This window comes from Psychrilyobacter atlanticus DSM 19335, from assembly GCF_000426625.1.
In the GTDB taxonomy this organism is placed as follows: domain Bacteria; phylum Fusobacteriota; class Fusobacteriia; order Fusobacteriales; family Fusobacteriaceae; genus Psychrilyobacter; species Psychrilyobacter atlanticus.
Map to the genome: position 1 here is coordinate 1,381,991 of NZ_KE384547.1, position 25,058 is coordinate 1,407,048.

Here is a 25,058-nt window from a genome sequence, read left to right on the forward strand (position 1 = left end):
TACCCAAAAATTAAATTTCACTTAAAGAACAAATATGATATACTGGATAATAAAAATTAGGGAGGAAAATTTATGAAAAATTTAATCGTCAGGGAAGCTGCAATCTCAGATGCTCAGGAAATATATAATATCTTTATGAAAACTTCAGATGAAACTGAATTTTTGGCCTGTAGTTCCAAAGAAAGAAAAGAGGATGGTTTTACAGTAGAAAGTCAGGAAAAACGTATAGAAAAAATTATTAATTCCAACAATAAACTATATATCTGTACATGTGATAATGTGGTCATCGGTATGCTTGGAATTGATATTTCCCCTAGAAAAAGACTCAGCCATCGAGCAGCTATGGGTATCAATGTATTAAAAGATTATTGGGGGATGGGTGCAGGGAGTCTGCTTATGAAGAATGCAGTCGATTTTTTCCATTTAAACGAAAATTTAACAAAACTTGAACTGGAAGTCAGAAGCGATAATTTGCAGGCTGTCAATCTATATAAAAAATTTGGATTTAAAATTGAAGGAGAAATTTCTAAATATTTTTGTATCAACGACAAATATTATTCTGCATTTTTAATGTCGTTAATAAAATAAAACAAAAAAAAGGATAATCTATTTTATTTAGAATAAAGTACTGGAAGTTGATTTAATTTTTTTTAATAATAAAAACCTTGCAGCTGACAACTGCGATAATCAAAAGGTTTGGCCGAAAAAAACAGAATTATAAATAATTCTGTTTTTATTTTTTTGAATTAATTTTTATTCTGCAACAGCAATATCTATAATAATTTTACCATGTGTTTATATTTTAAATCTTTTATTTTTACATCGATATCATGGTTGTATCCTAAACTTTTATATAGTCTATATGCCTTATCATTTGAGTAGCTGCAAAGCAAGGATGTCTTCTTACAACAATTATCCAGGGCAAGTTTTTCTGCATAGATCATCAGATTTCTACCTAAACCATACCCTCGATAATTTTCTTCTACAGCAAGACTATCTATATAATATTCACCTTCAAAAGATTCTGAAACCTCTAATTGAGGCTCAATATATTTTTTATAACCTTTGGTTCCTGGTTTATATTTATTTATAAGATTAGCAATTATAGGGTGGGATAAAGTTTCACTCTCATCATGTGATAAAGTAATCATACACCCAACAACATTCCCATCAATTTCAACAATCGTACAATTTTCATAGCTGAGAAAGTTGCCCTTTAAAATAAAAAATTTAGCTAATCCTTCAATAGTTTTTTCTTTGGTATCCTCTCCTACAATTAAAGATGCCAGATCTAGATTGGCTTGATATATCAACTCAGCTGCTTTTAAATAATCTTCTAGAGTTGCTTTTCTTATTTTCATAACCCCTCCTAATTTAAATTTATTTATAATATATTTTATAACAGATTTTTTTGCACTAACAAATCCATATTTAAGGATGTATATTCAATAATTTCAACAGAATTATCGAATCATTGAACTATGTTATACTCCATTTTTTTATAATACCCTTCCTTTATTTCTTTGTCGATTAAATTGTTAAAAAAATCTAGAATTTTCTCATAATCCATCCTTTTTTCAAACTATTTTTCAACACAGTTTTTAATCTACTTTAGGTTTTATTGGACTTTTTACCATTAACATAATATAATTAAATAAGAAACATCTTTTAAAATCTAGAAAATACTACACAATCCCCTACACTTATACTCCCATTTCCTCTTGAAAATTTATTATTCAACATTACAAAAAATTAGAAAATCATTACAATTTTGATAGACTTTTTGCTATTTTATTCAGCTCAATCTGATTAAGTTTCAATGAAATACACCATTTTATATCTATTTAACTATTTTACATCTTCTATTCATTTTAGAAGCTCTATAAGTTCCATCTATTTTATACTTTGTATCCACTCTATATATTACAATTTTTTACAATCTAAAATTAAATTATCAAAATAATGCAGAAGTGGGGGGAATATTCCTAAATAAAAGAATATTTTTAATCGTTCCCCAAAAAAACTAAAGATTTTTGAACTTCTTAAAAAACGTCGGAAAAACTAAAATTAGGTATTTACATTTAAGGGGGAGTTAAAAAATGAAAAAAATAACCATAGTTGGAGGCGGTAGCAGTGCTCACATAGTAGCACCTTTACTAGCAAATTCAGGCTTTAGAGTGACAATTTTAACAAGTAAACCGGATCTTTGGAAAAAAACTTTAAAGGTAGAGTTTCAATCAAAAAATGGAGAAGTTAAAAAAATAGTGGAAGGTAAAATACATTTAGCTACCAGCAATGAAAAAACAGCATTAAAAGATGCTGAAATAATTTTATTATGTATGCCGGTATCTCAATATTTTAAAGTACTTTTAAGAATTGGAGAATATATCCCCAAAGATAAAGAGGTGTGGCTTGGATCTATTTATGGACAAGGTGGATTTAATTGGATGTGTAACGAAATTAAAGAGAAGTTTTCACTGGATAAGTTGGTATATTTTTCCTATGGACTGATCCCATGGATATGTAGAACCAAGGAATATGGATCAACTGGAATAACTTATGGTGCTAAATATATTAATATCGTATCTGTTTTTCCGAAGGATAAATTTAATGAATTAAATAATGATTTATTTAAAAAAATATCTTTAGAAGGGTATGAAACAAGTAAAACCTGTCAAGCTGATAATTTCTTGTCCTTAACTTTATCGGTAGATAATCAGATAATTCATACTTCACGTATGTACGGATTATACTTAAAAAACAAGCAAGGTTGGAAAACCTTAGATGAAGTCCCTTATTTTTATAGAGAGTTTGATGAAAGTTCAGCTGATATATTAAAGAGGTTAGATGCCGATTATGACAAAGTTAGACAAAAAATCAAAATTCAAAATCCAACTGAACCTTTTGATTATATGCTAAATTATTTAGATTTGGAAAGGTTTACAAATAATTCTTCCAATGAAAATATAAAAGAATCTTTTGTAAATTCTAAAACTCTTGGACAGATAAAAACTCCGGTAATGAAAGAAGGAGAAAAATATATTTTAGATAAAAATAGTAGATTTTTTACTGATGATATATTTTACGGAATTGCTATAGTAAAATGGCTTGCAGATAAATATAAGATAGCAGTTCCTATGATCAATGAACTCTTAAATTGGAGTCAAAGTTATTTAAATTTAGATTTATTAAAAAATGATGTGTTAAATACTGAGTATGAGTATAATGGTATAAAAGTTGGGATCCCAACAAAATACAAAACATACAAAGGGATAGACTTAATAAAATAACATTCAAATATCCAAAAAAAGGTTTAATAAGTCCTCCAACAGACTTATTAAACCTTTTTTTGATTGATTTTTTACTCAATAAAAAAATTAATCAACATCTAATCTAAGATTTTTAATGGATTATTTATCCACTGCCAGTATTTTTTTATCTTCTTGGACTGGTGGATACATTATAAAAAATAAAATCATAAATAATACAAACATATATATACCTCCTCTATAATTTTTGTAGATCAGCAACTTATTTATCTTTTTTATTCAGATCACAGCAATCAAGATGACCTTCTCCAAAAGTATTTTCATTTGAATTCCCTATTTTATCTATTAATTTAGAAAAAAATCCTTTTTTAGCAGAAGTGTTTATAGTTTTAGATCTTACCTGATTCATTTTCTTTATATCTATTATTTTATAGCCTTCACTTTCAATAACCATTTTTAAGACATCATCAGAAATATCTCCTCCTATAAAAACTTCATCGGTTTCTAACACTACTTCAACTTCCCTTATCCCCTCTAAATTTTTTAATTTATTTTCAACAATAGTTACGCACTGGCTGCACATCATACCTTCAATTAATATTTTTTTCATCTAGGCCCTCCTGTTATTTCAAAAATTATTTAATATCTTTTTTCATTTCATTGTATTCTTCCTTGTTCATCTCCCCTTTAGAATACCTTCTTTTTAAAATTTTAATTGATTCTTTTTCATGAACATTAATTATTTTGAAAATGGTCAATATTATTAGAAGTAGAATTATCCCCATAGCAACAGCCATTACCATATTGCCAAATATTCCATTCCCAAAAATATTGCACCCATATCCATCTCTATACCACAGCATCAAATCATCTCCTAAGTTTTATTATAACTTTGAATCCTCTCTTCTTTAACAGCAAAAACCCTACTATTCTTTACTAAGTTAGTATAAAATAGTTGTGTGAAATTTTTGTGAAGAAATAAAAAACTACCAAATAAATATATTTAGTAGTTCTCATTATCTTGTCGGGACAATCTTATACAACTTCTTTTGGGTTACATATTTTACATGGAGTATATCCATTTCTTGCTGCAACTATCAGATGAATTGAGTCTAAACAAACATTAAAAAGCTCCACTTAAGCCCCGTCCATATTTTTTATTGTGTTGTTTACAGTTTGAACATATTTTTTTATATGGAATTCCTTTTGAATCTACTTCCGATATAAATTCTTTTTTACATTTTAAGCATATAATCTTTTTCTTCTCCAAGAAATTCACCTCTTTAATCATTTTTATTTAAATAATTATAAATTATATCACCGATTCCATAAATTCAAAAGATAACCTAAATTATCTAAATTAATTAAATAAACTAAACTTTTTTTACTCTTATTTGGAAATCATTGAGCTTGAGATAATTTCTAATTTTATATTAAAATTTTATTAGAAATACATTAGAAAATCTTTTGATTTTTTAATTTAATATTGTATATATATAGTATCAAATGAAAATATAAGGGGGGAGAAAATGAAGTTAAAAAAAATATTGGTTATGGGACTTGCTATATTTGGTCTGATTGGATGTGGTGGTAAGGAAGATACTAACCGTAAGGTAGAGGGTAGTTCTAAAAATGAAAGATCTTTAGTAGTAGCTTCTGGAAACTTTAACGGCGATTTTTATAATGGATGGACAAATTCCATTTACGATGCTAATGTAAAACGTCTCGTATGGGGAGAAGGATTAATGTCTAAGACTCCTACTGGTAAATTAGTTAAATCACAGTGGGTAGATAGTTTAGTTACTACAAAGTCAGATCCATCTAAGAAAAGTGAAGATATTTGGACGTTTAAAATAAAAGATGGGATGAAATTTTCAAATGGAAATCCATTGACTGTTAAAGATGTTAAGTTTACATATGATTTTTATATGAATGAAAAAGCTCTCAATGATACAGGAGCTACAGATGATCTAAATGAGTTTATGGATAAAATTGAAGTGGATGAAGCGACAAATACAATAAAATTCCATCTTAAAGAAGTTATATACATGGTGGATTCCACGTTCGAATATTTTGTTTTAGATTCTAATACTATCATTAAAAATTCTGAAAAAGAAGGGATAACACCCCAGCAATGGGTAAAGGCTAATATGTCTTCTCCAATAGGATATGGTCCTTATAAGATAGACAAATTTGTACCTTCTCAATATGTAAAGTTATCTATCAACGAAAATTACCAGGGTAACTACGAGGGAGATAAACCTAGCATTAAAGAAATTATATTACAAAATACTCCAACTGAAACTAAGCTTACACAATTAATTACAGGAGAAATAGATATTGCAACAGGGATATCAAAAGAAGAAGATGTAGACGCTGTTTTAGGTCAAGATACATTACAGACAAACAGATATTATAGACATGGAACCGGTCAGCTTACATTCCACACAGATTTCGGTCCAGTTCAATTAAAGGAAGTCAGAAAGGCTATTGCTTACAGTTTTGACAGAATCAAGTATAAGAACATTATTGTCGGTAAAAATGGGCTAATGGCTAATGCACCGTATTCTAGAAGTATGTGGATGATGTACGATGATGATGAAAAAATAGGAACAGAAAGTAGATTATCAAGAACATATACTGATTATGATATATTAGATGCTAACGGTAAGTGGGATGAACAAGCTAATATTAAAGAAGCTCATAAATATTTAGATCAGGCAGCTAATAAAAAAGATGGTGAATACGCTAAGTTAACCAAAGTAAGTGGTGAGTATTTGTGGGAAGGTAAACCATTAGAGATCAATATGGCTTTAACTGCCGGAGTGGTAGATGCTTATAATCTTATATTCACTAAGGAAGTACAGAAGGAATTTGGAATAAAAATCAATATGGATTCTATGGACTGGTCAGTTCTAGCTAAATCTCTATATAGCAGCGCTCCATTATCAGAAAGAAGATACCATATATTTGCTACATCTACAAACTTTGCGACTAAGACAGATTATAATTTTTATAGAAAAAGTTATATAATACCATACGGTAGCGGAGTTACAAGTAATGTAACAAGATTCCCTATAAATAAAGAGATTCTAAATAGAATGAGAATTGCTAATCCATCTAGTAAAGAGGGAGACCAACAGTATAAAAAGGCATTTAGAGATTATATGAAAGTTATGAACGAAGAAATTCCTTTGTTGCCTACATTTTCAAGCTTGTATTTTGATACTTATGCAGGTGATATAACTGATTTTGATACTACACCTATGTGGAGTTTCCCCTATGCTATAGTTAAAGCTAAATTTAAAAGCAATTAATTTTGAGGTAGATCAGTTATAAAAAATCAGATAAAGAATTTAAACTCTGTCTATAAATAATAGTGAAAACACCTTCAAAACCTGAAGGTGTTTTCTTTAGTTAAAGTTAGATTTTCATCAATAGTTGAGGTCAAATAGTAGAGAGTATATCCCATCCATAGAAAAGTCTTACAATATATTTTAAAGTTCCCATGGCAATAAAAAAAGGAAAAATATGATTTTATAGATATACCTTAATTAATAGGGAGTGATCAAATGAATATAAAAAGAAAGATTTTTACTTTGACTTTTTTTACGGCTATAATTCCAATATTAATTATCTCACTAATTACATTTTCAATATTTTCTGAAAAATTAAAAAAAGTGGAAAATCAAAAAATTGATCTACTCAACCAGGCTATAGAAAAAACTCTCAATAAAGAAATTGATACTTCTAGTGAGATGCTAAAATATTTATCCTATACATATACTAATAAAGACAATCATTTAAAAGGAGGAAAGATTGATACCACTGATGAAAATCGCCAAATTCATATGCTTCATCATATGGAGAATCTGGCAAAGTTAGAAAAAACTCTAAAATTTATAGCTTTCGGGACCGCTGATAAAAAAATGATATTTGATAATTCAGCTGGAAACCAAAATTTATCAGCTGATTATGATCCCACAACAAGACCATGGTATATTGGGGCACTTAACTCTAAAGGAGTCTACCTCTCTGATGTTTTCACCCACATAGGTACAGGTAACCCCATCGTTACACTCTCTAAAAAAGTGGTGTCCAACGGTAAAGTAGTTGGTGTTCTAGCGGCAATGGTTGACCTGTCTCACTTATCGGAAGAGATATCTAAATATAAGATCGGTACTTCTGGTACTTTTTTTATTGTCGATGAAAACAATAAAATTTTAATAGATGGTGGAAACAACAAGAAAAATTTCAGTTATATTTCTAAAATGGATCTATTTGCCAAAGATCATTTTGAGGTTGTCAAAACTACTCTCTTAGGACAAAGATTTTATCACATAAAAAAAATTAAAAGATTAAATCTTTTTTTAATCGGAAGCGCTTATGAAAAAGACCTTAACAGCACTATTTTAAAATTAAGAACTTATACTGTTGAGGTTGTTGTATTAACTATAATCTTTATTCTTGCCATTTTATCCATCCTTAATATAAGTTTTAACAATTCCCTAAACAGATTAACCTATATTATAGAGAGTATTTCTAGAGGTAATTATAGTAAGAATATTGATAAACTGACTAAAATTATAGATGATAAAAATGAATTTAATTTTATGAAGAATGCTATAGAAAAAATGAGTTATGAAATTATAAAAAGAGAGCACGATCTGATATACATATCTGAAACTGATCAATTGACTAACTGTTATAGTAGAAGGGCTATTATCAATTTTATTGAAAAAGAAATCGAGCAATCAAAATTTTTTGATTTAAATTTCTCATTAATAATGTTTGATTTTGATAAATTTAAAAAGGTCAATGATTCTTTTGGTCACTTATTTGGAGATCTTGTTTTAAAAGATGTTTCTAAGGTTATGTTAGAAAATATAAAAACGACAGACAGCTTGGGAAGATATGGTGGAGAAGAATTTTTAATTCTATTACCTAATACTAAATTATCTGAAGGAATAAAGGTTGCAGAAAGACTAAGAAAAATTACAGAAAAGCTCTCGTGGGAATACGACACTGTCATAACTATAAGTATGGGAGTTGCTGAAAATTTAAAAAATGACGACTTAGATTCTATCCTAGAAAGGGTCGATAACCTGCTCTATAAAGCCAAAAATAATGGAAGGAATAAAGTAGAATATTAAAATTGAAGAAGGTGGAAGCTTATGAAAAGTGGAGGTGAAATTTATCTCTAGTCTGATTAAAAATAACTGTAAGCATAAAAAAAAGATCCTAATTTTATAGGATCTTTTATTTGCTTTTGTAAAATCTCATTCCTGGCTACCAAGCATCAATATAATTTAAGGTTTCATCAGTAACATCTATTATTCTACCATTACAGTTATTTGGTCTTTACCATTTTTTTTAGATTCATACATAATTTTATCAACTCTATCTATCAATTTTTTATGATCTTCAAATTTTTTATGTGTAGTAATTCCAATACTCAAACTTAATTTTATTCTATCCTCTTTTACAGATGACTTAGAAGTATTTTGTTTAATCCTTTCAGTCACCTGTAGAGCTGTCTTCATTTTTGTATTAGGGTAAATAATTAAAAATTCATCTCCACCATATCTAAAAGCATAGTCAGATTTTCTTATAGAATTATTTATTTGTTCTCCCAAGTTTTTTAATGTCATATCTCCAGTTATATGACCATAAGTATCATTAATATTTTTAAAATTATCTATATCAATAAACGCTACTGATATTTCTGAGTATATTTTACTCAATTCATTTAGTATGTTATCTAGTCGCTCTTCTAGATAATATCTGTTATATAGCCCCGTTAGGGAATCTCTTATACTTTTATCATATATAACTTTCTTTTCTTCTGATAGGATGTTCTTAATTCTCTTTTCTTCTATAAAACGCCAAATAAATGCGATTGATATAATAATTAGTCCAGTTGGTATTAAAATATTTTCTATTCTAGATAAAGGTCCTTCTAATATATAAATTTCATCCATTACATCTTGTAAATGTCCTAAATAAAACAAAATAAATCCAATGGTCATCAAGTAGTAGTTATTCTTATTTTTAAAACCAACTTCTCCAAAATATATCCATATTAAAGGTTGAATACATATCAAAATCTCACTTAAAATATCCCCAAATTCTATATTTTCTGTTCTTGTAAATGACATATCAAAGTAGATTAATATTATAGTTGCTGTTATTAAAATTAAGTAAGGTATAGACCTTTTCACCTGTTTTAAATTTTTCACATATTTACTCCTTTTATTCCCTAGATTGTCAAATCAAATGCAATACTATTTATAATGCTTACAAAAATTTTAAGAAATAATACATCTATATCTACCTTATTCATTATTTTTCATTATTTCCTTTTCAAAAAAAAAGAGATCTCCTCAATTCATCTAATTTAAGATTATCTCTATAGATTACATATCTAACTAACTTGTATCAAATAATTGCAGATAAAATGATTTTATGAACCTCATATAATCTTGATTTAAATAAAGGATTAAATATTTGAAAAGCATTGACAGACTACAAAGTATTTTCAATTAGAAATCTCTTAAAGTGATAAAGGTCTTCAAGCTTTAAACATAGAAACTGTAAAATTATATGAAATTTTAAATATTAAAAGGAAAGTAAAGATAATAAAAATTAATTAATTTTTCTCTCTTCATTAATTAAGTTTTTTAAAGAAAATTCTCTTGTCAAAACTTTTTCGTAATTTTGAAGTTGATCATCATCAATTCTATTTAATATTGGGTAAGGTTTCTTTATTAATAGATCCATACTAGTGGAAGTTTCTTTACTATAGTGAATTTTTTCTTTTTTCTGTAATTGTTTTTCCCATAGTTCTCTACTTATAGTTGGTAAAATTGGATTTAAAAAAATAATTAATTTTTCACAAATATACATAGAAACTCCTAAAATTTCTTTTAATTTTTCTAAATCATTATTTTTAGCTAATTCCCAAGGTTTTTCATTATCGAAATAAATATTTCCAATTGATGCTAATTCTATTACTTTTGATAAAGCCGATCTAAAAGAGAAAATTTCATAGTTTTTCATTATTATACTGCATTTTTCATCGACTTTTGAGATGATTTCCAAATCATTAGAAAGATCAATTTTAATTTCTCCATCGAAGTTTTTCCAGACCATATTCAAACTCCTATTAAAAAAATTAAAAATTTTACCTATTAATTCGCTGTTATGAAAATTTTTATAATCTAATAAATTAAAATTAGAATCTCTTTTTTCTGGTAATATATAAGTTAAGTATGCTCTAAGTGAATCTATATTAATATCACAATTTAAAAAATTTATGCAAAATATTCCGACCCCTTTACTTTTAGAAAATTTTTCATTTTCATATGTTAAATAATTATATCCAATTACATTATTAGGAGTATTATATTCTCCATTTCCAATTAAAAGCCCCGGCCAAAAAATAGTATGAAATGGGATATTATCTTTCCCCAAGAAATGATAAATTTTAGTATTTTTATTTTCCCAAAGGTTTTTATTATTAATTTCTTCAATGAAGCTTATGTACGCAATAGGGGCTTCAAACCACACGTAAAACACTTTGTCTTCATACATTTTTTTAGGAACAGGAATTCCCCATGTCATATTTCGTGTGATACTCCTAGGGTGTAGATCTTTATTCAACCAATTTTGAGCTTCACTATATGTAATATTATTAAAAACTTCTTCTTTTGTTTTTACCCAATCAGATATTTCATTTGAAACTTTATCTAATGAAAAATATAAATGAGTATCTTCTTTTTCTATAGGTTTATTCCCACAAAGTTTACATCTTGAATCTAAAAGTGAAGAAGATTCGGTCAGTGAACCACATTTTTCACATTGATCACCATTGGAATTTTCATACCCGCAATTAGGACAAGTTCCTTCAATAAGACGATCTGGTAGGTAAAGTTTGTCATATTCACAATACTTCATAATAGAAGTTTTTTCTTGAATATAACCATTATCATCAAGCTTTGTAAAAAAGTTTTGTACATTTTTTTTATGTATAGGTGATGATGTTTTTGAATAGTTATCATATGAAATATTAAAATAATCATATAATTTTTTATGAACTTTATGTAGGTTATCTGTGAGAACTTCTGGAGAAATACCGATTTCTCTAGAAAGTATTAAAGAAGGAGTCCCATGAACATCTGATCCTCCTACAAACAAAGTGTCTTCTCCTTTGATTTTACAAAACCGATTATAGATGTCTGCTGGTAAATGTGAACCAGCAATATGCCCTAGGTGTGGAACGTTATTAATATACGGTAAAGCAGCAGTAATAATTTTTGTCATAATCTCAACTCCCTATTGATTTAATATAATATTTTTAGAAAATAAAAAAAGCCTGTGGCGTCTACCACAGGCTTTCATAATTGCTTGAAAGATGTTTGGCAGACTCAGTAAATTAATACAAAATGAGTCTGCCCTTAAATTTAAATAATTTAAGTTACAAACCCTTCCAAAGCATCATCATCATATTTAATTGTCTGAATTCTATATTTTTCATAACAATCTTCTCCATTTGAATTTTTTTAGATAATAACATAAATTTTATTTAAATGTAAAGTCTTTTTTTCAGAATTAATAATTATAAACATGTTTTCATAGAAACTTTACCACCTTTCAAATCAACTAAAATAACTAAATATTTCGGGGCACATGTTAGAGCCTGTGTCCTTAAAAGTAATTAAAAAAGATCCTAATTTTTTTAGGATCTTTTATTATTTTAAGAGGTCAAGTGCATCAGAATACGCGGCTCCTTCCTCTACTAGATTTTTCAATAATTTAGAGGGTTCAAGTATCTAAGTAAATGCCGTTTTTGACCTCTAAGTTTAGAGGGTTTAATTTTAATAACTATAATCGTATTCCTCTTCTTCTTCTTCTTCTTCTTCTTCTCGACCCAGATCACTTTCAAACATAATATTGATATTTAGAGTTTTGATATGTTTATCCAAAACTACATATATATCATTTAATTTTTCGTGATTTTTCTCATTTATTTGCATTAGAATTTCTTTATATACTGTGAATACAACTCTTCTAATTCTTTAGAAATTTTCATTTTACCTCCTAAAATTAATTTTTACAATCTATACACTTTATACAATAATATTTCAATAAAATCAATATTTACTTACTAGCGTATTGATAAATTTACCCGTAGAATCTAAAAGAAACTCAGGCTCACTACTATATGGAGCCATTCCTGGAACTAGCAAACCTAGTAATGGAGGTAGCCTAATGGGTAAAGATGAATTTATGACTGCTACGAAACTTCGGAGTTTCATGGGAAGTTGAGTGAGTAGAGAAAAATCCAGGGAAATTAATTTACCCGGATTTTTCTATTTTTTTATAATTGTAAAACTTTCTTCGGCTTTAACTCTTCTTAATATCCCTTTCTGTATTTCAGTTTTATCTTTTAGATCTTCCAATTTTACTTTTAGAAGAGCTCTATAACCATAAGCCTAAAAATTTATTGAGAGTCAATCTCAATGGCTTTAGTATAATCCTCTAATGCACCTTCAATATTGCCTAATTTTTCCCTAATTTTCCCTCTATCGCTATAGTTATAAATATAGTTAGGATCGACTTCTATTCCTTTAGTATAGTCTTCTAATGCACCATCAGTATTGCCTAATTTTTCCCTAATTTTCCCTCTATAGATATAGTTATAAATATAGTTAGGATCGACTTCTATTCCTTTAGTATAATCCTCTAATGCACCATCAGTATTCCCCAATTTTTCCCTAAGTTGCCCTCTGTAGTTATAGTTATAAACATAGTTAGGATCGACTTCTATTCCTTTAGTATAGTCTTCTAATGCACCATCAGTATTGCCTAATTTTTCCCTAAGTTGCCCTCTATAGATATAGTTATAAATATAGTTAGGATCGACTTCTATTCCTTTAGTATAGTCTTCTAATGCTTCATCAGTATTGCCTAATTTTTCCCTAAGTAATCCTTTTCGACTATAGCTATAGGCAGCTGTATTGACTGTAGTATAAGGTTTATTGTTCACATCAAGATTTGAACCTGTTTTTCGCTTTTGACAACCTATAAATAATATTATTAAAAATAATATTAATAATTTCTTTACCCATTTTCTTTTCAATTAATTCCCCCTAATAAGTTTATTTCACGCAATATCTTAATACAGTATTTCAAATAATAGAATTCCTTTCCCTTAATTTTCATTCCTTTTGGTTTCATTTCTATTCTATTTTGTTTTTTAAGTCTTAATTAATTATAATTTTATATTTTTTTTATATAAAAGTCAATTTTAAATAGAAAAAATACTACTCTTAACTTTCACCCTTTTATGTGTTAAAACTCCTATAGGAGTTGTTTTTTATGACACAATAAAAAAAATACTTAGAAAACAACTATACCAAAGCTACTATTGAGGCCTATTTTAAAGGAATAACTATATTCAATAATTTTTTAAAAGATAGAGAAATAAATAGATCTATTATAGATGAATCGCGGACAAAATTTAAAGAAAATCGAAGACAAAGTAATAAAAAATAATAAATAAAAAGACAGTAATTTTATACTGTCCTTTAAAGGTCTATTTTATTGATGCCAATTATGAAGGTTACAAAAGAATTAAAAAGACACAATCATTAGTATAAAGAAATTATACCGTTGACAAGCCTATCTTTTTTGAATGTAAATTAAGAATATATTACTCCCTAACTACCTTCTTACTCTATACCTTTTTTTTTAATTCACAGGCCTCCTGAGTTTTATGTGAACGATGCTTTTTATATTCAGATTTTATAAATGTAGGATTATATTTAAAGAAATCTTCGACTTCATAATAGGCTTCTCCTACACAATTTAACCCTTTGTAACTTCTTGCCATTAAAATATGGAGAAGGTCAGATTTTCTTTTAACTACGTAATTAGTAATCCTTAGTATAGAAAAACCCCTTTTAAGTGCTTTCTCCATTTTTTCAATATCCCTTATTCTAGTAGATTTGAAACCATCTTCTCCACCAAAATATCCACCTGAAGGGTGAAAGTGTTGCGCACCGTCTATTTCTACAAAAAGATTTTTCTTACGAATATAAAAATCAAAATGTCTGTTAGTTTTTAACCATGAAGGTTTAGCTCTATAAGTATACTCAATTTTTTCTTTAATTAAAAAATCTTCAAAAATCTTCTCTCCAAGAGACTGACCACCTTTTGAACATTTAGGACAACCAGCTAGTTCATCACATATGAGATGAGCCAAAGTAGCTTCCCATATGTAATTACATTCTTCATTAAGACATTTTAACTGGTGTTTCTTTCCCATTCCTTCATATGGTGTAAGTAGTTTAATTTTTTTTGTTTTGAAAATTTTATCAACTGTTTTAACGTCAAGTCTTTTTGTCTTTCCTACTTTAGCCGCAGCACATACAGGACAACCATGTCCTTGATTTATAGTAGTAGGTTTAACATTCCAATGGTTGTTACACACTAAGCATAAATGCTCAATTTTGTCATTAGCATCTGTTGGATTGTTTATCAGCTTTATTTTCTTTTGAATAAGAGATTGTTTGTATTCCTCTATCCCAAATTTAAGCCGTCCAGAACATTTAGGACACCCTGTTGCTCTTCTTTTGTTTCCTGGTTTTATTTTTTGAATGTTTGCAGGTATCACATTCCATATATAACCACACTTAGTGCATTCTACTTTAATCTTTGCAATAGACTTAATATAAGTCCCATGGACTATAATTCCGTCTACTAAATTTTTTATAAATTCTTCATGTGATTTTCTAGAATTTTCTATACGAGATTTTTTTCTACAAAAATGACAACCTGTTTTTCCAGACTTAATATCTTTTGGACATCCCTTAAATTCTTTTCCGCACACTAGACACTTATGAATTATATGAGTTGTTAATTTCTGAACATTCTCTAGTGGAATAATATTATATTTTTTTACGTCATCTTTATACTTATTTGTTCTTTCTCTCATTATTCTTATCTTTTTGCAATTTGAACATTCATATCCCCCACTAATTCTTTGCGCCACAACAACTTCTTGATCATTACATTTCTTACAACAGAATCTATTTTTTACTCTGGAATTTATATATTTATCAAGAAGTATCCAGTTAGAGTTTTTTATCTTTTCTAAAAACTCTTCATGCGAGTCTCTTAGGTGATTGCCATACTTTTTCTTTCTACATTCAGGGCATCCACTACCTTTTAATATATCACTCGGAGCTGCTTTTCATTTGTGCCCACACTCTTTTTCAAGGCAGAGATGATCGATAGGGCTCTTATTATTAAGATATTTCCCTATAACTGCAATCTTCCTTCCTTTTAGTCTTTCAACGTACTCACTATGTTTCAACTTTTTCACCATAATTCCTCCAGTTAAAAAATCAGATTAAATTTTTTCAAATTATTATGTCTTTCTCCTAATTAGAATTGGAACATATTATTTAATTCTTAACAAGAGCGTAATCTCCTTTCATTTTTTTACTAAAAAAGGAGAAATAGATTTAATTTATCTAATCGCCCTTTATATTGAGGAAACTATATCAATTTTTTATTCTTGAAAAAGATAGTATTGAATTTTAAAAAATAATTTTTTGTACATTTATTTGAAACTATTTTAAATTTTGTTTGCATTCATGTCCTCTTTATTGGATTTCAGACTGTCCGAGGTTATTTTAATGGATTAAATCTACTTAATCCTAATAATACCAGTAGATATGACATAATATAACCGAAATTATATTCATTTTGATTATTTCCATTAATTTTAAATTATTTATTATATAAAAATATTTTTGAAATATATGGTAATATTACGTATAAATTGTTAATAAATCTTAACTCAATTATTTAATACCATAGTGATTTAAGATTAAATTATATTTTTAAAGGAGTGAAATATGAATATATTCGAAGAATTAAAAAGCCTTTCAGATGAAAGCTATAAAAGTTTTATTATAAAATTAGTTCCTACAAATCATAATATTTTAGGGGTCAGAATGCCTTTATTAAAGAAGTTAGCTAAAAAAATTACTAAAGAATCACCATATGAATTTTTAGCTCTAGATAAAGGGAACAATTATGAAATGATTATGTTAGAAGGCTTAGTTATTTCATCTCTTAAAATTCCATTTTCCGATCTTGTCTCGTACATTGAAACTTATATGAAAAAAATTGATAATTGGGCCCAAGTCGATTCCTTTGTGATGAACTTTAAAGGTATTAAAAAAGACAAAGAAGTTGTATTTAATATGCTAAAACCATGGTTAAATTCAAAAGAAGAATTTATTGTTAGGACTGCTCTTCTCATACTCCTTAGTTACTATGTAAATAAAGAGTACCTTCAGAATATATTTGATATTTCTAATAAAATAACTCATAAGGGTCACTATGTTTTTATGGGTAATGCCTGGCTTATTTCTGTGTGCATGGCTAAATTTCCAGAAGAAACTATCTTATTTTTTAAAGACAATCGATTAGATAAACTTACCCATAACAAAGCTATTCAAAAATCACGTGAAAGTAATAGAGTCAGCAAGGAACACAAAAATCTTTTAAAAACTTTAAAAAGAATATAGTACTTAAACAGTACTTACAAGAGCCTAAATCGTCAAAGAAGTAGGTCTGTCTCATATTTTGTGTAAACCTCTAAATGGGTGTAAACTAAAATTATGTTTATTTTATCGTTCATTAAAAATAAAAGGACACTATAAATTAAATAGTCCCCTTAACTTTTAGCCTTTTATGTTTTAAAACTCCTATAGGAGGTATTTTTTATGACAGAATACAAAAAATACTTAGCAGATAAAAAGGCTCTCGAAAGAGCCTTAACTTTATTTTTTTATTGCAACAAATTCTCCTGTAAACTTAGCTAAAATCTCACATGAATTTCTATGTTTTAAAACAGCATTCACCATAATTCTTCCCTTTCCGAATTTATTATATATTTTTTTTAATTTCGCTATATCCTTTTCCAGGAGAGGCTCTGTAATTACAATATAGTCTTCAACTACAGGTTTTATGAAATCGGTGCTATTGCTTTTTATGAGAATAATCGCATTATTGTCAATATCTTCTATTAAAATTCTAACTCTCCCCCAACCTGCTAAAGTCATCACAGAGGAAATACTTCCTCCAAATACAGAATTAGTATGATTGATGTGTTTTTTATATTCCCCTGAAACAATTATTTCGTTATCCCCTATATTTTCAATAATAAATCCCATTTCCTTTACGATAGGGATATTTTCTATAATATACTTTTGAAGTTCAATCTTATCCATGATATCCTCCTTGATAAATACAATTAAATTATTATACTACAAATATATCTATAGGAAGAGACATATCTAAAATATATTGTTTTTTATTGCTCTTTAAAATTAAAGGTAAAAAAAAATTTAACTTAATTGAAATGGATTTATACTTTTTTTTACAAAGGCTATTCCAAACTATCAACTATATCTCGGCTTTTTTTCAAACTAATAATAGTTACTATAAATATTAGTAAACTGATCATCCCTAAAGTATGTAATGTTTTCTCTAGGGAACCTTCACTAAAACCATCCATTCCAATGATACATCCTGTTAAAAAATTACTATATAAACCTCTCTTTTTTTTCCCTTTTTTTTCCCATAAATAAAGTATATACGTGCCAAGAGCGACCATTAAAAATGTAACAACATCATGACTTCTAGGAATAACCCCAAGTTTTACCCCTTTATATACTGCAAAAAATTTTAACAGAACCAATAATAATAAAGAACACCAGATCATTATTTTTTTCTTTTTCATATGACCCCCTGTAATAAAAATGATAAATTTTAACCAAATAATATTGAAACTTATTATGAGTGTCTTTCAAATTTTAATAAAAGTCAACCTAAGTTTTAGTAGAATAGCGCTTTATTTATTTAGTTAATCGACTTCTTTTTCACCTTTATATTTTGTTTTTGATTTAATTTTTCCATTTTTATAATTTTCTTGTAATTCCACTTTTCCATTTTCATAATAGAAAGTTGCTTCTCCTGTATATGGATTTTTTTGATCTATTTCATAAAAAGTCCCGTATCTGTTTTGTAAGTAACTTCTATTGATTGTTTTTCCATAACAAGTTAAACTTATACTAATTATTAATATTATCAATATTTTTTTCAACAATTTTCGTCCCCTTTTTTCCCAAACTAATTAAAGTTACTATAAATACCAGTAAACTAATTACACCTAAAGCATGTAATATATTTTCAGGTGAATCTCCATAAGGGCTATTTGGTTTTAAAATATTAATAAATCCAAATAAACATCCCGTTAAAAAAGAAATATATAAACTTTTCTTTCTTTTAAAAATTAATAGATAAGCTATTATGGTAAAAACATATACAATTGTATATATGTATATATCATCAAATTGGGGTAAAATATCAAATTTTACTCCTTTATATAATGCGAATATTTTTAACAAAACCAATGATAATAAAGAACACCAGGTCATTTTCTTTTTCATAACATCTCCTTTTTTTATTATTTTTTAAGTTTCACTTAAGGTAATATTATCTTTTAATTTTTAAAAAGTCAACTCAAATCTGTATAATCTACAGGAATGGCGACATTGTAAGAACAGTACTGCTGAAGCTCAACGACTATAAACTTCGGTTTAATTAAATTCTTTTTCTAGATGTTATTCTACTCCTCAGTAAATATCTTTACGAGTTTCGCCGTACTCACCATGTCCGTCAGGCACCCCACTAAGAAACGGGGATCCATGGCCTCACTCTATAACATCAAATGGTTATTGCTTCGTCTTCTCTATTTGAGAGAAGTCAGAATGAGGAAGTATAAGATTTTTTGCTTTTCTTTGGTTCGTTTCTTTTGCTGCATTTTTATTTTTTTCTAATGTTATTAGAGAAAAATAAAATATTCGCATATCTGAAATGAACCCAGTTAAGGATGGAATCCTTAGAATTTCTAGGGGGTAAAGGTTATCCTTATTAAAAACAAATCTGATTCCCTAAGTCATATAAAAAATATATTACTTAGAGACGATCTCTCCAAGACAAATAAGATTCTTATCATAAGAATCTTGCGAAAGAGCTTAGGAGGGGAATGAGGGGGGTATTTTTGAGATTTAAGATAAAACTTTACTTTTTGTAACAGCTATGATACTATTTAATGGTAACAGAGAGTAAGACAAGAGCTTCATTAGTTAAGAAACCCTTGATTGGGTCAGAGTTATATGAATTTTCAAGAAAAACTTATCTGTATTAAAATTTTACGGAGGAATATATATATGTTAAAAGGAACAGTTAAATGGTTTAACGATGATAAAGGATTTGGATTTATTTCAGCAGAAGACGGGAACGATTACTTCGCACATTTTTCACAGATCAATAAAGAAGGATTTAAAACTTTAAACGAGGGAGCAGAAGTAACTTTTGAAATCACTCAAGGTGATAAAGGCCCTCAAGCTTCAAACATAGAAACTGTATAATTATGTAAAATTTTAAATATTAAAAGAGGTAGAAATTTCTACCTCTTTTTTATTTGCTGTTTTTGGATATTAAATATGAAAACTTAGTAAATCAACAAAATCAGGCCTAAAATGTTCTTAATTCCATATTAAAATAAATTTGATTTTTTATGATTTTAAAGGCATGCTAAAGTGAGGAGGTTCTTTAATCATCTATAAATATTTTCTATAGTCCCTCCCTTAACTATTTCAATATAATAGTATTAGTAAGTAATTAAGAAAGAGACAAAAATACAAAATTATTTGTATTTTTTACTGATATTACATCAAGTTATTGGACAATTCTTTCTTCATTTTTATGCTACCTCTATGTACCCTTTAAGAGGCTTCTAATCTAGCTTTTTCTAGATTCTCCTTTTATTATACCAATTCTCTAGATATTCAATATTTATACTACTATTATATGGATACCCTCTAATATTTAGTGTTGTAATACACTTTATTGTTTAAAAAAAATTTTTCTATATGAACGGTAGAATATAATAACCAATTTGTTGTAGGAGGTTAATTATGTTTAAGAAAGAGGAATTAAAAATATTATCTACTCTACTAAAAATAGGAAGAAATACTCTAATCTTCTCATTTTTAGTGGGGAGTTTTGCAAATGCAGCTCCACAAAGTGGAAAAGTTACTTTAGGACAAGCAAATATCTCTACAAAAGGAAGTGTTACTAATATAACACAGTCCACTAAAAAAGCTAGTATCAATTGGAATAAATTTAGTATAAATAAAAATGAAACCGTTAATTTTAAGCAGCCAAACAAAAGTTCAATAACTCTAAACAGAGTTACTGGTAGTGAACGTTCTGTTATAAACGGTGCTTTAAATGCTAATGGACAAGTGTGGATACTAAACTCCAACGGAGTTTTATTTGGAAAAAATGCAAAAATAAATACAGCAGGACTTTTAGCCACTACTAAAAACTTAACTGATAAAGACTTTTTAGCAGGAAAATATAATTTTAAAGGAAACTCTAAAAATTCAGTTATTAACCTTGGAGAGATAGAGATTACCGATGCTGGGTATGCAGCTCTTTTAGGTCATAAAGTTTCAAATGAAGGAAGTATAAAGGCGATCAAGGGAGTTATAAAATTAGTTGGTGCTAGTGAATATTCTATTAACCTCAATGGAAACTCTCTTGTAAGTTTAAAGGTAGAAAAATCTTTTATTGATTCTCTTGTGGAAAATAAGGGAGCTCTTATTGCAAATGGTGGTGAGATCTATCTGACTACTTCAGGTGCCGAAGAACTTTTAAAGGGAACTGTAAACAATACTGGAGTAATAGAAGCAAATTCCTTTGAAGATATAACAGGGTATGTAGAGTTGTTTGCCCATGGGGGTGAAGTCCAAGTAGGAGGTAGCATAAAAGCCAAAGACGGTTTTGTAGAAACCTCTGGAAAAGATTTTTCTATAGCAAAAGATTCCAGTATAGAAGCTAAAAAATGGCTAATAGATCCAGTGGATATAACAATAGATAACACCTTGGCTACTACTGTTGAGAATTCATTAAAAACTGGCGATGTCACTATCCAAACAACAGATAATAAAAGTTCTATTAATAGTTCTACACAAAGTACCGATACTAGTGGAGATGGTAATATTTATGTAAATAGTGCTATCGCTTGGGGTGCTGACACTACTTTAACTTTAGATGCATATAACAATATAATCATTAATGAAGATATAACAATTAATAATTCTGAAGGAATTTTAAAGTTATATTATGGACAAGGTTTTAATTCTGATACTAATTCTAATTATATAGTAAATGGAGAAATAAAAACAGATTCAATTTTATCAGGTGATAATATATCTGTAAATAAGTCTGGTAATATTATTTTTACTAATGGAGGATTATTTTATAGAAAAAAAGGAACTAATGGAATAGAAAGATTATATCTCTTTAAAGACCGTGCATATGTAACCTCTAAAATTTCTTCTACTGTTATGTATGACGGAGTAAAAACAACATGGGAACATTTTTCTCAAGATCCAGAACAAAAAGACATTATTATTTCTCAGCCTAAATCAAATACCTATAACATTGATAATGTAGCAACAGAGTTAAAGATAACAAATGAAAGCAAAGGAATAATAACTCAAGACTTTAGTAATACTACAAATTTTTCAGTTGTATATGAAGATATAACTTTAGAAGCAGGAGAAGAAGTTATAAGAGAGTGGAACTATACTGCTCTTGATTATTCCCCTTTCAATGATGCATCCTTTGTTTCATTTGTAAACTTATCAAATAGTTCTGATCATACATCAAAAATTTATTCTTTAAATAGAGAAACACTTGTATTAGGTGCAACAGTTGAAGGAACTGGAAACTGGGGAACAGGAGACTATGGTTCAACAGGTTGGCAAAAAGTTAATTTAAAAGCAGGAGAAGCAGGAACTTATAGATTAGGATTTGTAGTCTTTAATTTATCAGATATGGGTCTTTCTCCTTATATCACTTTAACTAATAGTTCAGGAAGTACGTTAAAAAATAATGAACTATTTACTCCTATACCTGTGGATCCAACAGGTTTACTTGGAAAACAAGGTATAGTAATTGAGGTTCCTTCAGATATTGATATAAATTATGTTTTAGGTAATTTAACTGAAACATATAAAGGATCTGAATATTACTTAAGTGATTATTATACAAATGAATCAATTTTCGGTAGTGAATATTCCGACTGGGTTTTAGGAACGGACTATAACTTTATGTATGATGGCAATCTTCTAACTTCCATTACTGAAGCTGGAATGTATGAAGTATATATAGATATACTTAAAGAGGGATACACTGAGGCTAATTATGGTAATACTAATGGCTTTTTTACAATTAATACAAAGGCTATTACAGCAGATTTTTCTGCTAGCAACAAGGTCTACGACGGTAACATAAATGCACAAATATCATTAAATTCTTTGAATGGAATTTTTGGTAGTGATTCAGTTGGTATATCTAATACTGCTTACGGAATGTTTTCAGATAAAAATGCTGGGAACGATAAAGTTGTTTCTATCTCTGGAATTACCCTAAGTGGTGAAGATGCTAACAACTATCACCTAGTTTCATCTACAGACACTGCTACAGCTAATATCACAAAAAGAGATATCAATGCCTCTTTTGTAGCGACTAACAAAACTTATGACGGTAGTTCCAGTGCCAATGTTTCATTTAACTCTTGGGATAACTTAGTTGAAAATGATGTTCTTAATGCTTCTAATATAACTGCTTCTTTTAACGATAAAAATGCTGGAAACGATAAAGTCGTTACTATCGACAATATCTCCCTTTCCGGCGAAGATGCTGATAACTACAACTTACTTTCTTCTGACTCTACAAAGGCTGATATCAACAAAAGAGATATCAATGCTTCATTTGTAGCAACTAACAAAACTTATGATGGTAGTTCCAGTGCCAATGTTTCATTTAACTCTTGGGATAACTTAGTTGAAAATGATGTTCTTAATACTTCTAGTATAACTGCTTCTTTTAACGATAAAAATGCTGGGATCGATAAAGTCGTAACTATCGACAATATCTCTCTTACCGGTGATGATGCTGATAACTACAACTTAGTTACTTCTAACTCTTCTTCAGCTGATATCAACAAAAGAGATATCAATGCTTCTTTTGTAGCGACTAACAAAACTTATGACGGTAGTTCCAGTGCCAATGTTTCATTTAACTCTTGGGATAACTTAGTTGAAAACGATGACCTTAATGCTTCTAGTATAACTGCTTCTTTTAATGATAAAAATGCTGGAAACGATAAAGTCGTAACTATCGACAATCTCTCTCTTACCGGTGATGATGCTGATAACTACAACTTAGTTACTTCTAACTCTTCTTCAGCTGATATCAACAAAAGAGATATCAATGCTTCTTTTGTTACTTCAGACAAAACTTATGACGGTAGTTCCAGTGCCAATGTTTCATTCAACTCTTGGGATAGCTTAGTTGAAAACGATGACCTTAATACTTCTAGTATAACTGCTTCTTTTAACGATAAAAATGCTGGAAACGATAAAGTCGTTACTATCGACAATATCTCTCTTACCGGTGATGATGCTGATAACTACAACTTAGTTACTTCTAACTCTTCTTCAGCTGATATCAACAAAAGAGATATCAATGCTTCTTTTGTTACTTCAGACAAAACTTATGACGGTAGTTCCAGTGCCAATGTTTCATTCAACTCTTGGGATAGCTTAGTTGAAAACGATGACCTTAATACTTCTAGTATAACTGCTTCTTTTAACGATAAAAATGCTGGAAACGATAAAGTCGTAACTATCGACAATATCTCTCTTACCGGTGATGATGCTGATAACTACAACTTACTTTCTTCTGACTCTACAAAGGCTGATATCAACAAAAGAGATATCAATGCTTCTTTTGTTACTTCAGACAAAACTTATGACGGTAGTTCCAGTGCCAATGTTTCATTTAACTCTTGGGATAACTTAGTTGAAAATGATGACCTTAATGCTTCTAGTATAACTGCTTCTTTTAACGATAAAAATGCTGGAAACGATAAAGTTGTAACTATCGACAATATCTCTCTTACCGGCGAAGATGCTGATAACTACAACTTACTTTCTTCTGACTCTACAAAGGCTGATATCAACAAAAGAGATATCAATGCTTCTTTTGTTGCTAGTAACAAGATTTATAATGGTGAAACACTTACAGAATTAAAATTTAGTAGTTGGGATAATTATCTAAATAGTGATGACCTCTCTGTAGATAATTATGTTGGAAATTTTGTAGACCCATATTCAGGAAATAATAAAGATATAATAGTTACAGATACTATCTTAACTGGAAAGGATAAAGATAACTATAATTTAGTTGGATCGACTTCCACAAAAGCTGATATTACTGAAAATAAAGTTGAATATATACTAGCCTCTATCGATAACACAACTAGTATAAAAACTCCTATTTCCAATGATATTAAAACTCCTATAGATTCACTCCAAAGAAAGGGTAATAATATACAAAGAGAGGATATAGTTTCTACTCCTAAGATTGCTAGTAAAACTAAAAAGGTAACTCATTCTGAAGTTCAGTCTATGCAAGGAACAACAGAAACTAAAGTTCCCATTGGAGAAAATTCTATCCTTACTATAAATGGTTCCGGAGTAAATTTAACTTCTAAAGATACTCAAGTTGAACAAATATTTTATGTGACAGAGTATATAAACGATAAATAGACTTTAAAGGAGAAAA

Annotated in this window: 20 protein-coding genes; 7 read left to right on the forward strand and 13 right to left on the reverse strand. The window is 28.5% G+C overall.

Translation table 11 applies throughout. The features are described from left to right. The first annotated feature begins 72 nt into the window (after nucleotides 1-72). On the forward strand, nucleotides 73-588 hold the full coding sequence (locus tag K337_RS0107005) for a GNAT family N-acetyltransferase (RefSeq protein ID WP_028855980.1): 516 nt from the start codon (nucleotides 73-75) through the stop codon (nucleotides 586-588). Nucleotides 589-773: 185 nt separating this feature from the next. On the opposite strand, the gene K337_RS0107010 is transcribed toward K337_RS0107005, so the two are convergent. Next, nucleotides 774-1,361, reverse strand: coding sequence for a GNAT family N-acetyltransferase (locus tag K337_RS0107010; RefSeq protein ID WP_028855981.1), 588 nt, complete (start codon nucleotides 1,359-1,361; stop codon nucleotides 774-776). Nucleotides 1,362-2,099: 738 nt separating this feature from the next. On the opposite strand from K337_RS0107010, the gene K337_RS0107015 reads away from it, so the two are divergent. Beyond that, nucleotides 2,100-3,290: an NAD/NADP octopine/nopaline dehydrogenase family protein gene (locus tag K337_RS0107015; RefSeq protein ID WP_028855982.1), complete on the forward strand. Its 1,191-nt coding sequence runs from the start codon at nucleotides 2,100-2,102 to the stop codon at nucleotides 3,288-3,290. A gap of 241 nt (nucleotides 3,291-3,531) precedes the next feature. Here K337_RS0107015 and K337_RS19115 read toward each other — a convergent pair whose 3' ends face one another. Both K337_RS19115 and K337_RS0107030 read right to left on the reverse strand, forming a co-directional pair. Then, nucleotides 3,532-3,879 carry a heavy-metal-associated domain-containing protein gene (locus K337_RS19115; protein ID WP_051251650.1) on the reverse strand — a complete coding sequence of 116 codons (348 nt, stop codon included), beginning with the start codon at nucleotides 3,877-3,879 and terminating at the stop codon, nucleotides 3,532-3,534. A 25-nt stretch (nucleotides 3,880-3,904) separates the two neighbouring features. Continuing rightward, nucleotides 3,905-4,132, reverse strand: a complete 228-nt coding sequence (locus K337_RS0107030) for an SHOCT domain-containing protein (protein ID WP_037029241.1) — start codon at nucleotides 4,130-4,132, stop codon at nucleotides 3,905-3,907. 666 nt (nucleotides 4,133-4,798) lie between these two features. Between K337_RS0107030 and K337_RS0107040 the strand changes: the two genes are divergently transcribed. Then, nucleotides 4,799-6,586 carry an ABC transporter substrate-binding protein gene (locus K337_RS0107040; RefSeq protein WP_037029242.1) on the forward strand — a complete coding sequence of 596 codons (1,788 nt, stop codon included), beginning with the start codon at nucleotides 4,799-4,801 and terminating at the stop codon, nucleotides 6,584-6,586. Nucleotides 6,587-6,841: 255 nt separating this feature from the next. Continuing rightward, the gene (locus K337_RS19120; RefSeq protein WP_051251651.1) at nucleotides 6,842-8,422 is read left to right on the forward strand and encodes a sensor domain-containing diguanylate cyclase; all 1,581 of its coding nucleotides are present in this window, start codon (nucleotides 6,842-6,844) and stop codon (nucleotides 8,420-8,422) included. A gap of 180 nt (nucleotides 8,423-8,602) precedes the next feature. On the opposite strand, the gene K337_RS0107050 is transcribed toward K337_RS19120, so the two are convergent. The 6 genes from K337_RS0107050 to K337_RS20365 form a co-directional block, all read right to left on the reverse strand. Next, nucleotides 8,603-9,508 (reverse strand): GGDEF domain-containing protein, encoded by a 906-nt coding sequence (locus tag K337_RS0107050; protein ID WP_028855986.1) that lies wholly within the window; start codon nucleotides 9,506-9,508, stop codon nucleotides 8,603-8,605. A 406-nt stretch (nucleotides 9,509-9,914) separates the two neighbouring features. Next, a complete protein-coding gene (metG, locus tag K337_RS0107055) occupies nucleotides 9,915-11,591 on the reverse strand; it encodes a methionine--tRNA ligase (protein ID WP_028855987.1) in 1,677 nt (558 codons plus the stop codon). 554 nt (nucleotides 11,592-12,145) lie between these two features. Continuing rightward, complete coding sequence (locus K337_RS19790) at nucleotides 12,146-12,304, reverse strand: hypothetical protein (protein ID WP_156877335.1); 159 nt, start codon at nucleotides 12,302-12,304, stop codon at nucleotides 12,146-12,148. Between the two features lie 467 nt (nucleotides 12,305-12,771). After that, nucleotides 12,772-13,410: a tetratricopeptide repeat protein gene (locus K337_RS17895; protein ID WP_051251652.1), complete on the reverse strand. Its 639-nt coding sequence runs from the start codon at nucleotides 13,408-13,410 to the stop codon at nucleotides 12,772-12,774. A gap of 597 nt (nucleotides 13,411-14,007) precedes the next feature. Continuing rightward, nucleotides 14,008-15,267, reverse strand: coding sequence for a PDDEXK family nuclease (locus tag K337_RS0107070; RefSeq protein WP_028855988.1), 1,260 nt, complete (start codon nucleotides 15,265-15,267; stop codon nucleotides 14,008-14,010). Between the two features lie 258 nt (nucleotides 15,268-15,525). After that, nucleotides 15,526-15,660 (reverse strand): hypothetical protein, encoded by a 135-nt coding sequence (locus K337_RS20365; RefSeq protein ID WP_281168328.1) that lies wholly within the window; start codon nucleotides 15,658-15,660, stop codon nucleotides 15,526-15,528. 535 nt (nucleotides 15,661-16,195) lie between these two features. On the opposite strand from K337_RS20365, the gene K337_RS0107085 reads away from it, so the two are divergent. Beyond that, the gene (locus K337_RS0107085; protein ID WP_028855989.1) at nucleotides 16,196-16,873 is read left to right on the forward strand and encodes a DNA alkylation repair protein; all 678 of its coding nucleotides are present in this window, start codon (nucleotides 16,196-16,198) and stop codon (nucleotides 16,871-16,873) included. A 255-nt stretch (nucleotides 16,874-17,128) separates the two neighbouring features. Here K337_RS0107085 and K337_RS0107090 read toward each other — a convergent pair whose 3' ends face one another. From K337_RS0107090 to K337_RS0107105, 4 genes are all read right to left on the reverse strand, one after another. Then, complete coding sequence (locus tag K337_RS0107090) at nucleotides 17,129-17,578, reverse strand: YiiD C-terminal domain-containing protein (RefSeq protein ID WP_028855990.1); 450 nt, start codon at nucleotides 17,576-17,578, stop codon at nucleotides 17,129-17,131. 158 nt (nucleotides 17,579-17,736) lie between these two features. Further along, nucleotides 17,737-18,090, reverse strand: coding sequence for a hypothetical protein (locus K337_RS0107095; RefSeq protein ID WP_028855991.1), 354 nt, complete (start codon nucleotides 18,088-18,090; stop codon nucleotides 17,737-17,739). A gap of 123 nt (nucleotides 18,091-18,213) precedes the next feature. Beyond that, entirely contained in the window at nucleotides 18,214-18,453 is a 240-nt protein-coding gene (locus tag K337_RS0107100) for a hypothetical protein (RefSeq protein WP_028855992.1), read from the reverse strand. Next, nucleotides 18,422-18,799 carry a hypothetical protein gene (locus K337_RS0107105; RefSeq protein ID WP_028855993.1) on the reverse strand — a complete coding sequence of 126 codons (378 nt, stop codon included), beginning with the start codon at nucleotides 18,797-18,799 and terminating at the stop codon, nucleotides 18,422-18,424. Before K337_RS0107105 ends, K337_RS0107100 begins: the two co-directional genes overlap by 32 nt. Nucleotides 18,800-19,582: 783 nt before the next feature. Between K337_RS0107105 and K337_RS0107110 the strand changes: the two genes are divergently transcribed. Together K337_RS0107110 and K337_RS0107115 are read left to right on the forward strand one after the other, a co-directional pair. After that, nucleotides 19,583-19,783 (forward strand): cold-shock protein, encoded by a 201-nt coding sequence (locus K337_RS0107110; RefSeq protein WP_028855994.1) that lies wholly within the window; start codon nucleotides 19,583-19,585, stop codon nucleotides 19,781-19,783. Between the two features lie 549 nt (nucleotides 19,784-20,332). Further along, on the forward strand, nucleotides 20,333-25,042 hold the full coding sequence (locus K337_RS0107115; protein WP_028855995.1) for a YDG domain-containing protein: 4,710 nt from the start codon (nucleotides 20,333-20,335) through the stop codon (nucleotides 25,040-25,042). Nucleotides 25,043-25,058 lie beyond the last annotated feature (16 nt).

Bases quoted from the DNA above. Each gene is read 5' to 3' on its own strand.
- K337_RS0107005 (WP_028855980.1), top strand. From the start codon at position 73: ATGAAAAATTTAATCGTCAGGGAAGCTGCAATCTCAGATGCTCAGGAA.
- K337_RS0107010 (WP_028855981.1), bottom strand. From the start codon at position 1,361: ATGAAAATAAGAAAAGCAACTCTAGAAGATTATTTAAAAGCAGCTGAG.
- K337_RS0107015 (WP_028855982.1), top strand. From the start codon at position 2,100: ATGAAAAAAATAACCATAGTTGGAGGCGGTAGCAGTGCTCACATAGTA.
- K337_RS19115 (WP_051251650.1), bottom strand. From the start codon at position 3,879: ATGAAAAAAATATTAATTGAAGGTATGATGTGCAGCCAGTGCGTAACT.
- K337_RS0107030 (WP_037029241.1), bottom strand. From the start codon at position 4,132: ATGCTGTGGTATAGAGATGGATATGGGTGCAATATTTTTGGGAATGGA.
- K337_RS0107040 (WP_037029242.1), top strand. From the start codon at position 4,799: ATGAAGTTAAAAAAAATATTGGTTATGGGACTTGCTATATTTGGTCTG.
- K337_RS19120 (WP_051251651.1), top strand. From the start codon at position 6,842: ATGAATATAAAAAGAAAGATTTTTACTTTGACTTTTTTTACGGCTATA.
- metG (WP_028855987.1), bottom strand. From the start codon at position 11,591: ATGACAAAAATTATTACTGCTGCTTTACCGTATATTAATAACGTTCCA.
- K337_RS19790 (WP_156877335.1), bottom strand. From the start codon at position 12,304: ATGCAAATAAATGAGAAAAATCACGAAAAATTAAATGATATATATGTA.
- K337_RS0107070 (WP_028855988.1), bottom strand. From the start codon at position 15,267: ATGAGAGAAAGAACAAATAAGTATAAAGATGACGTAAAAAAATATAAT.
- K337_RS20365 (WP_281168328.1), bottom strand. From the start codon at position 15,660: ATGGTGAAAAAGTTGAAACATAGTGAGTACGTTGAAAGACTAAAAGGA.
- K337_RS0107085 (WP_028855989.1), top strand. From the start codon at position 16,196: ATGAATATATTCGAAGAATTAAAAAGCCTTTCAGATGAAAGCTATAAA.
- K337_RS0107090 (WP_028855990.1), bottom strand. From the start codon at position 17,578: ATGGATAAGATTGAACTTCAAAAGTATATTATAGAAAATATCCCTATC.
- K337_RS0107095 (WP_028855991.1), bottom strand. From the start codon at position 18,090: ATGAAAAAGAAAAAAATAATGATCTGGTGTTCTTTATTATTATTGGTT.
- K337_RS0107105 (WP_028855993.1), bottom strand. From the start codon at position 18,799: ATGAAAAAGAAAATGACCTGGTGTTCTTTATTATCATTGGTTTTGTTA.
- K337_RS0107110 (WP_028855994.1), top strand. From the start codon at position 19,583: ATGTTAAAAGGAACAGTTAAATGGTTTAACGATGATAAAGGATTTGGA.
- K337_RS0107115 (WP_028855995.1), top strand. From the start codon at position 20,333: ATGTTTAAGAAAGAGGAATTAAAAATATTATCTACTCTACTAAAAATA.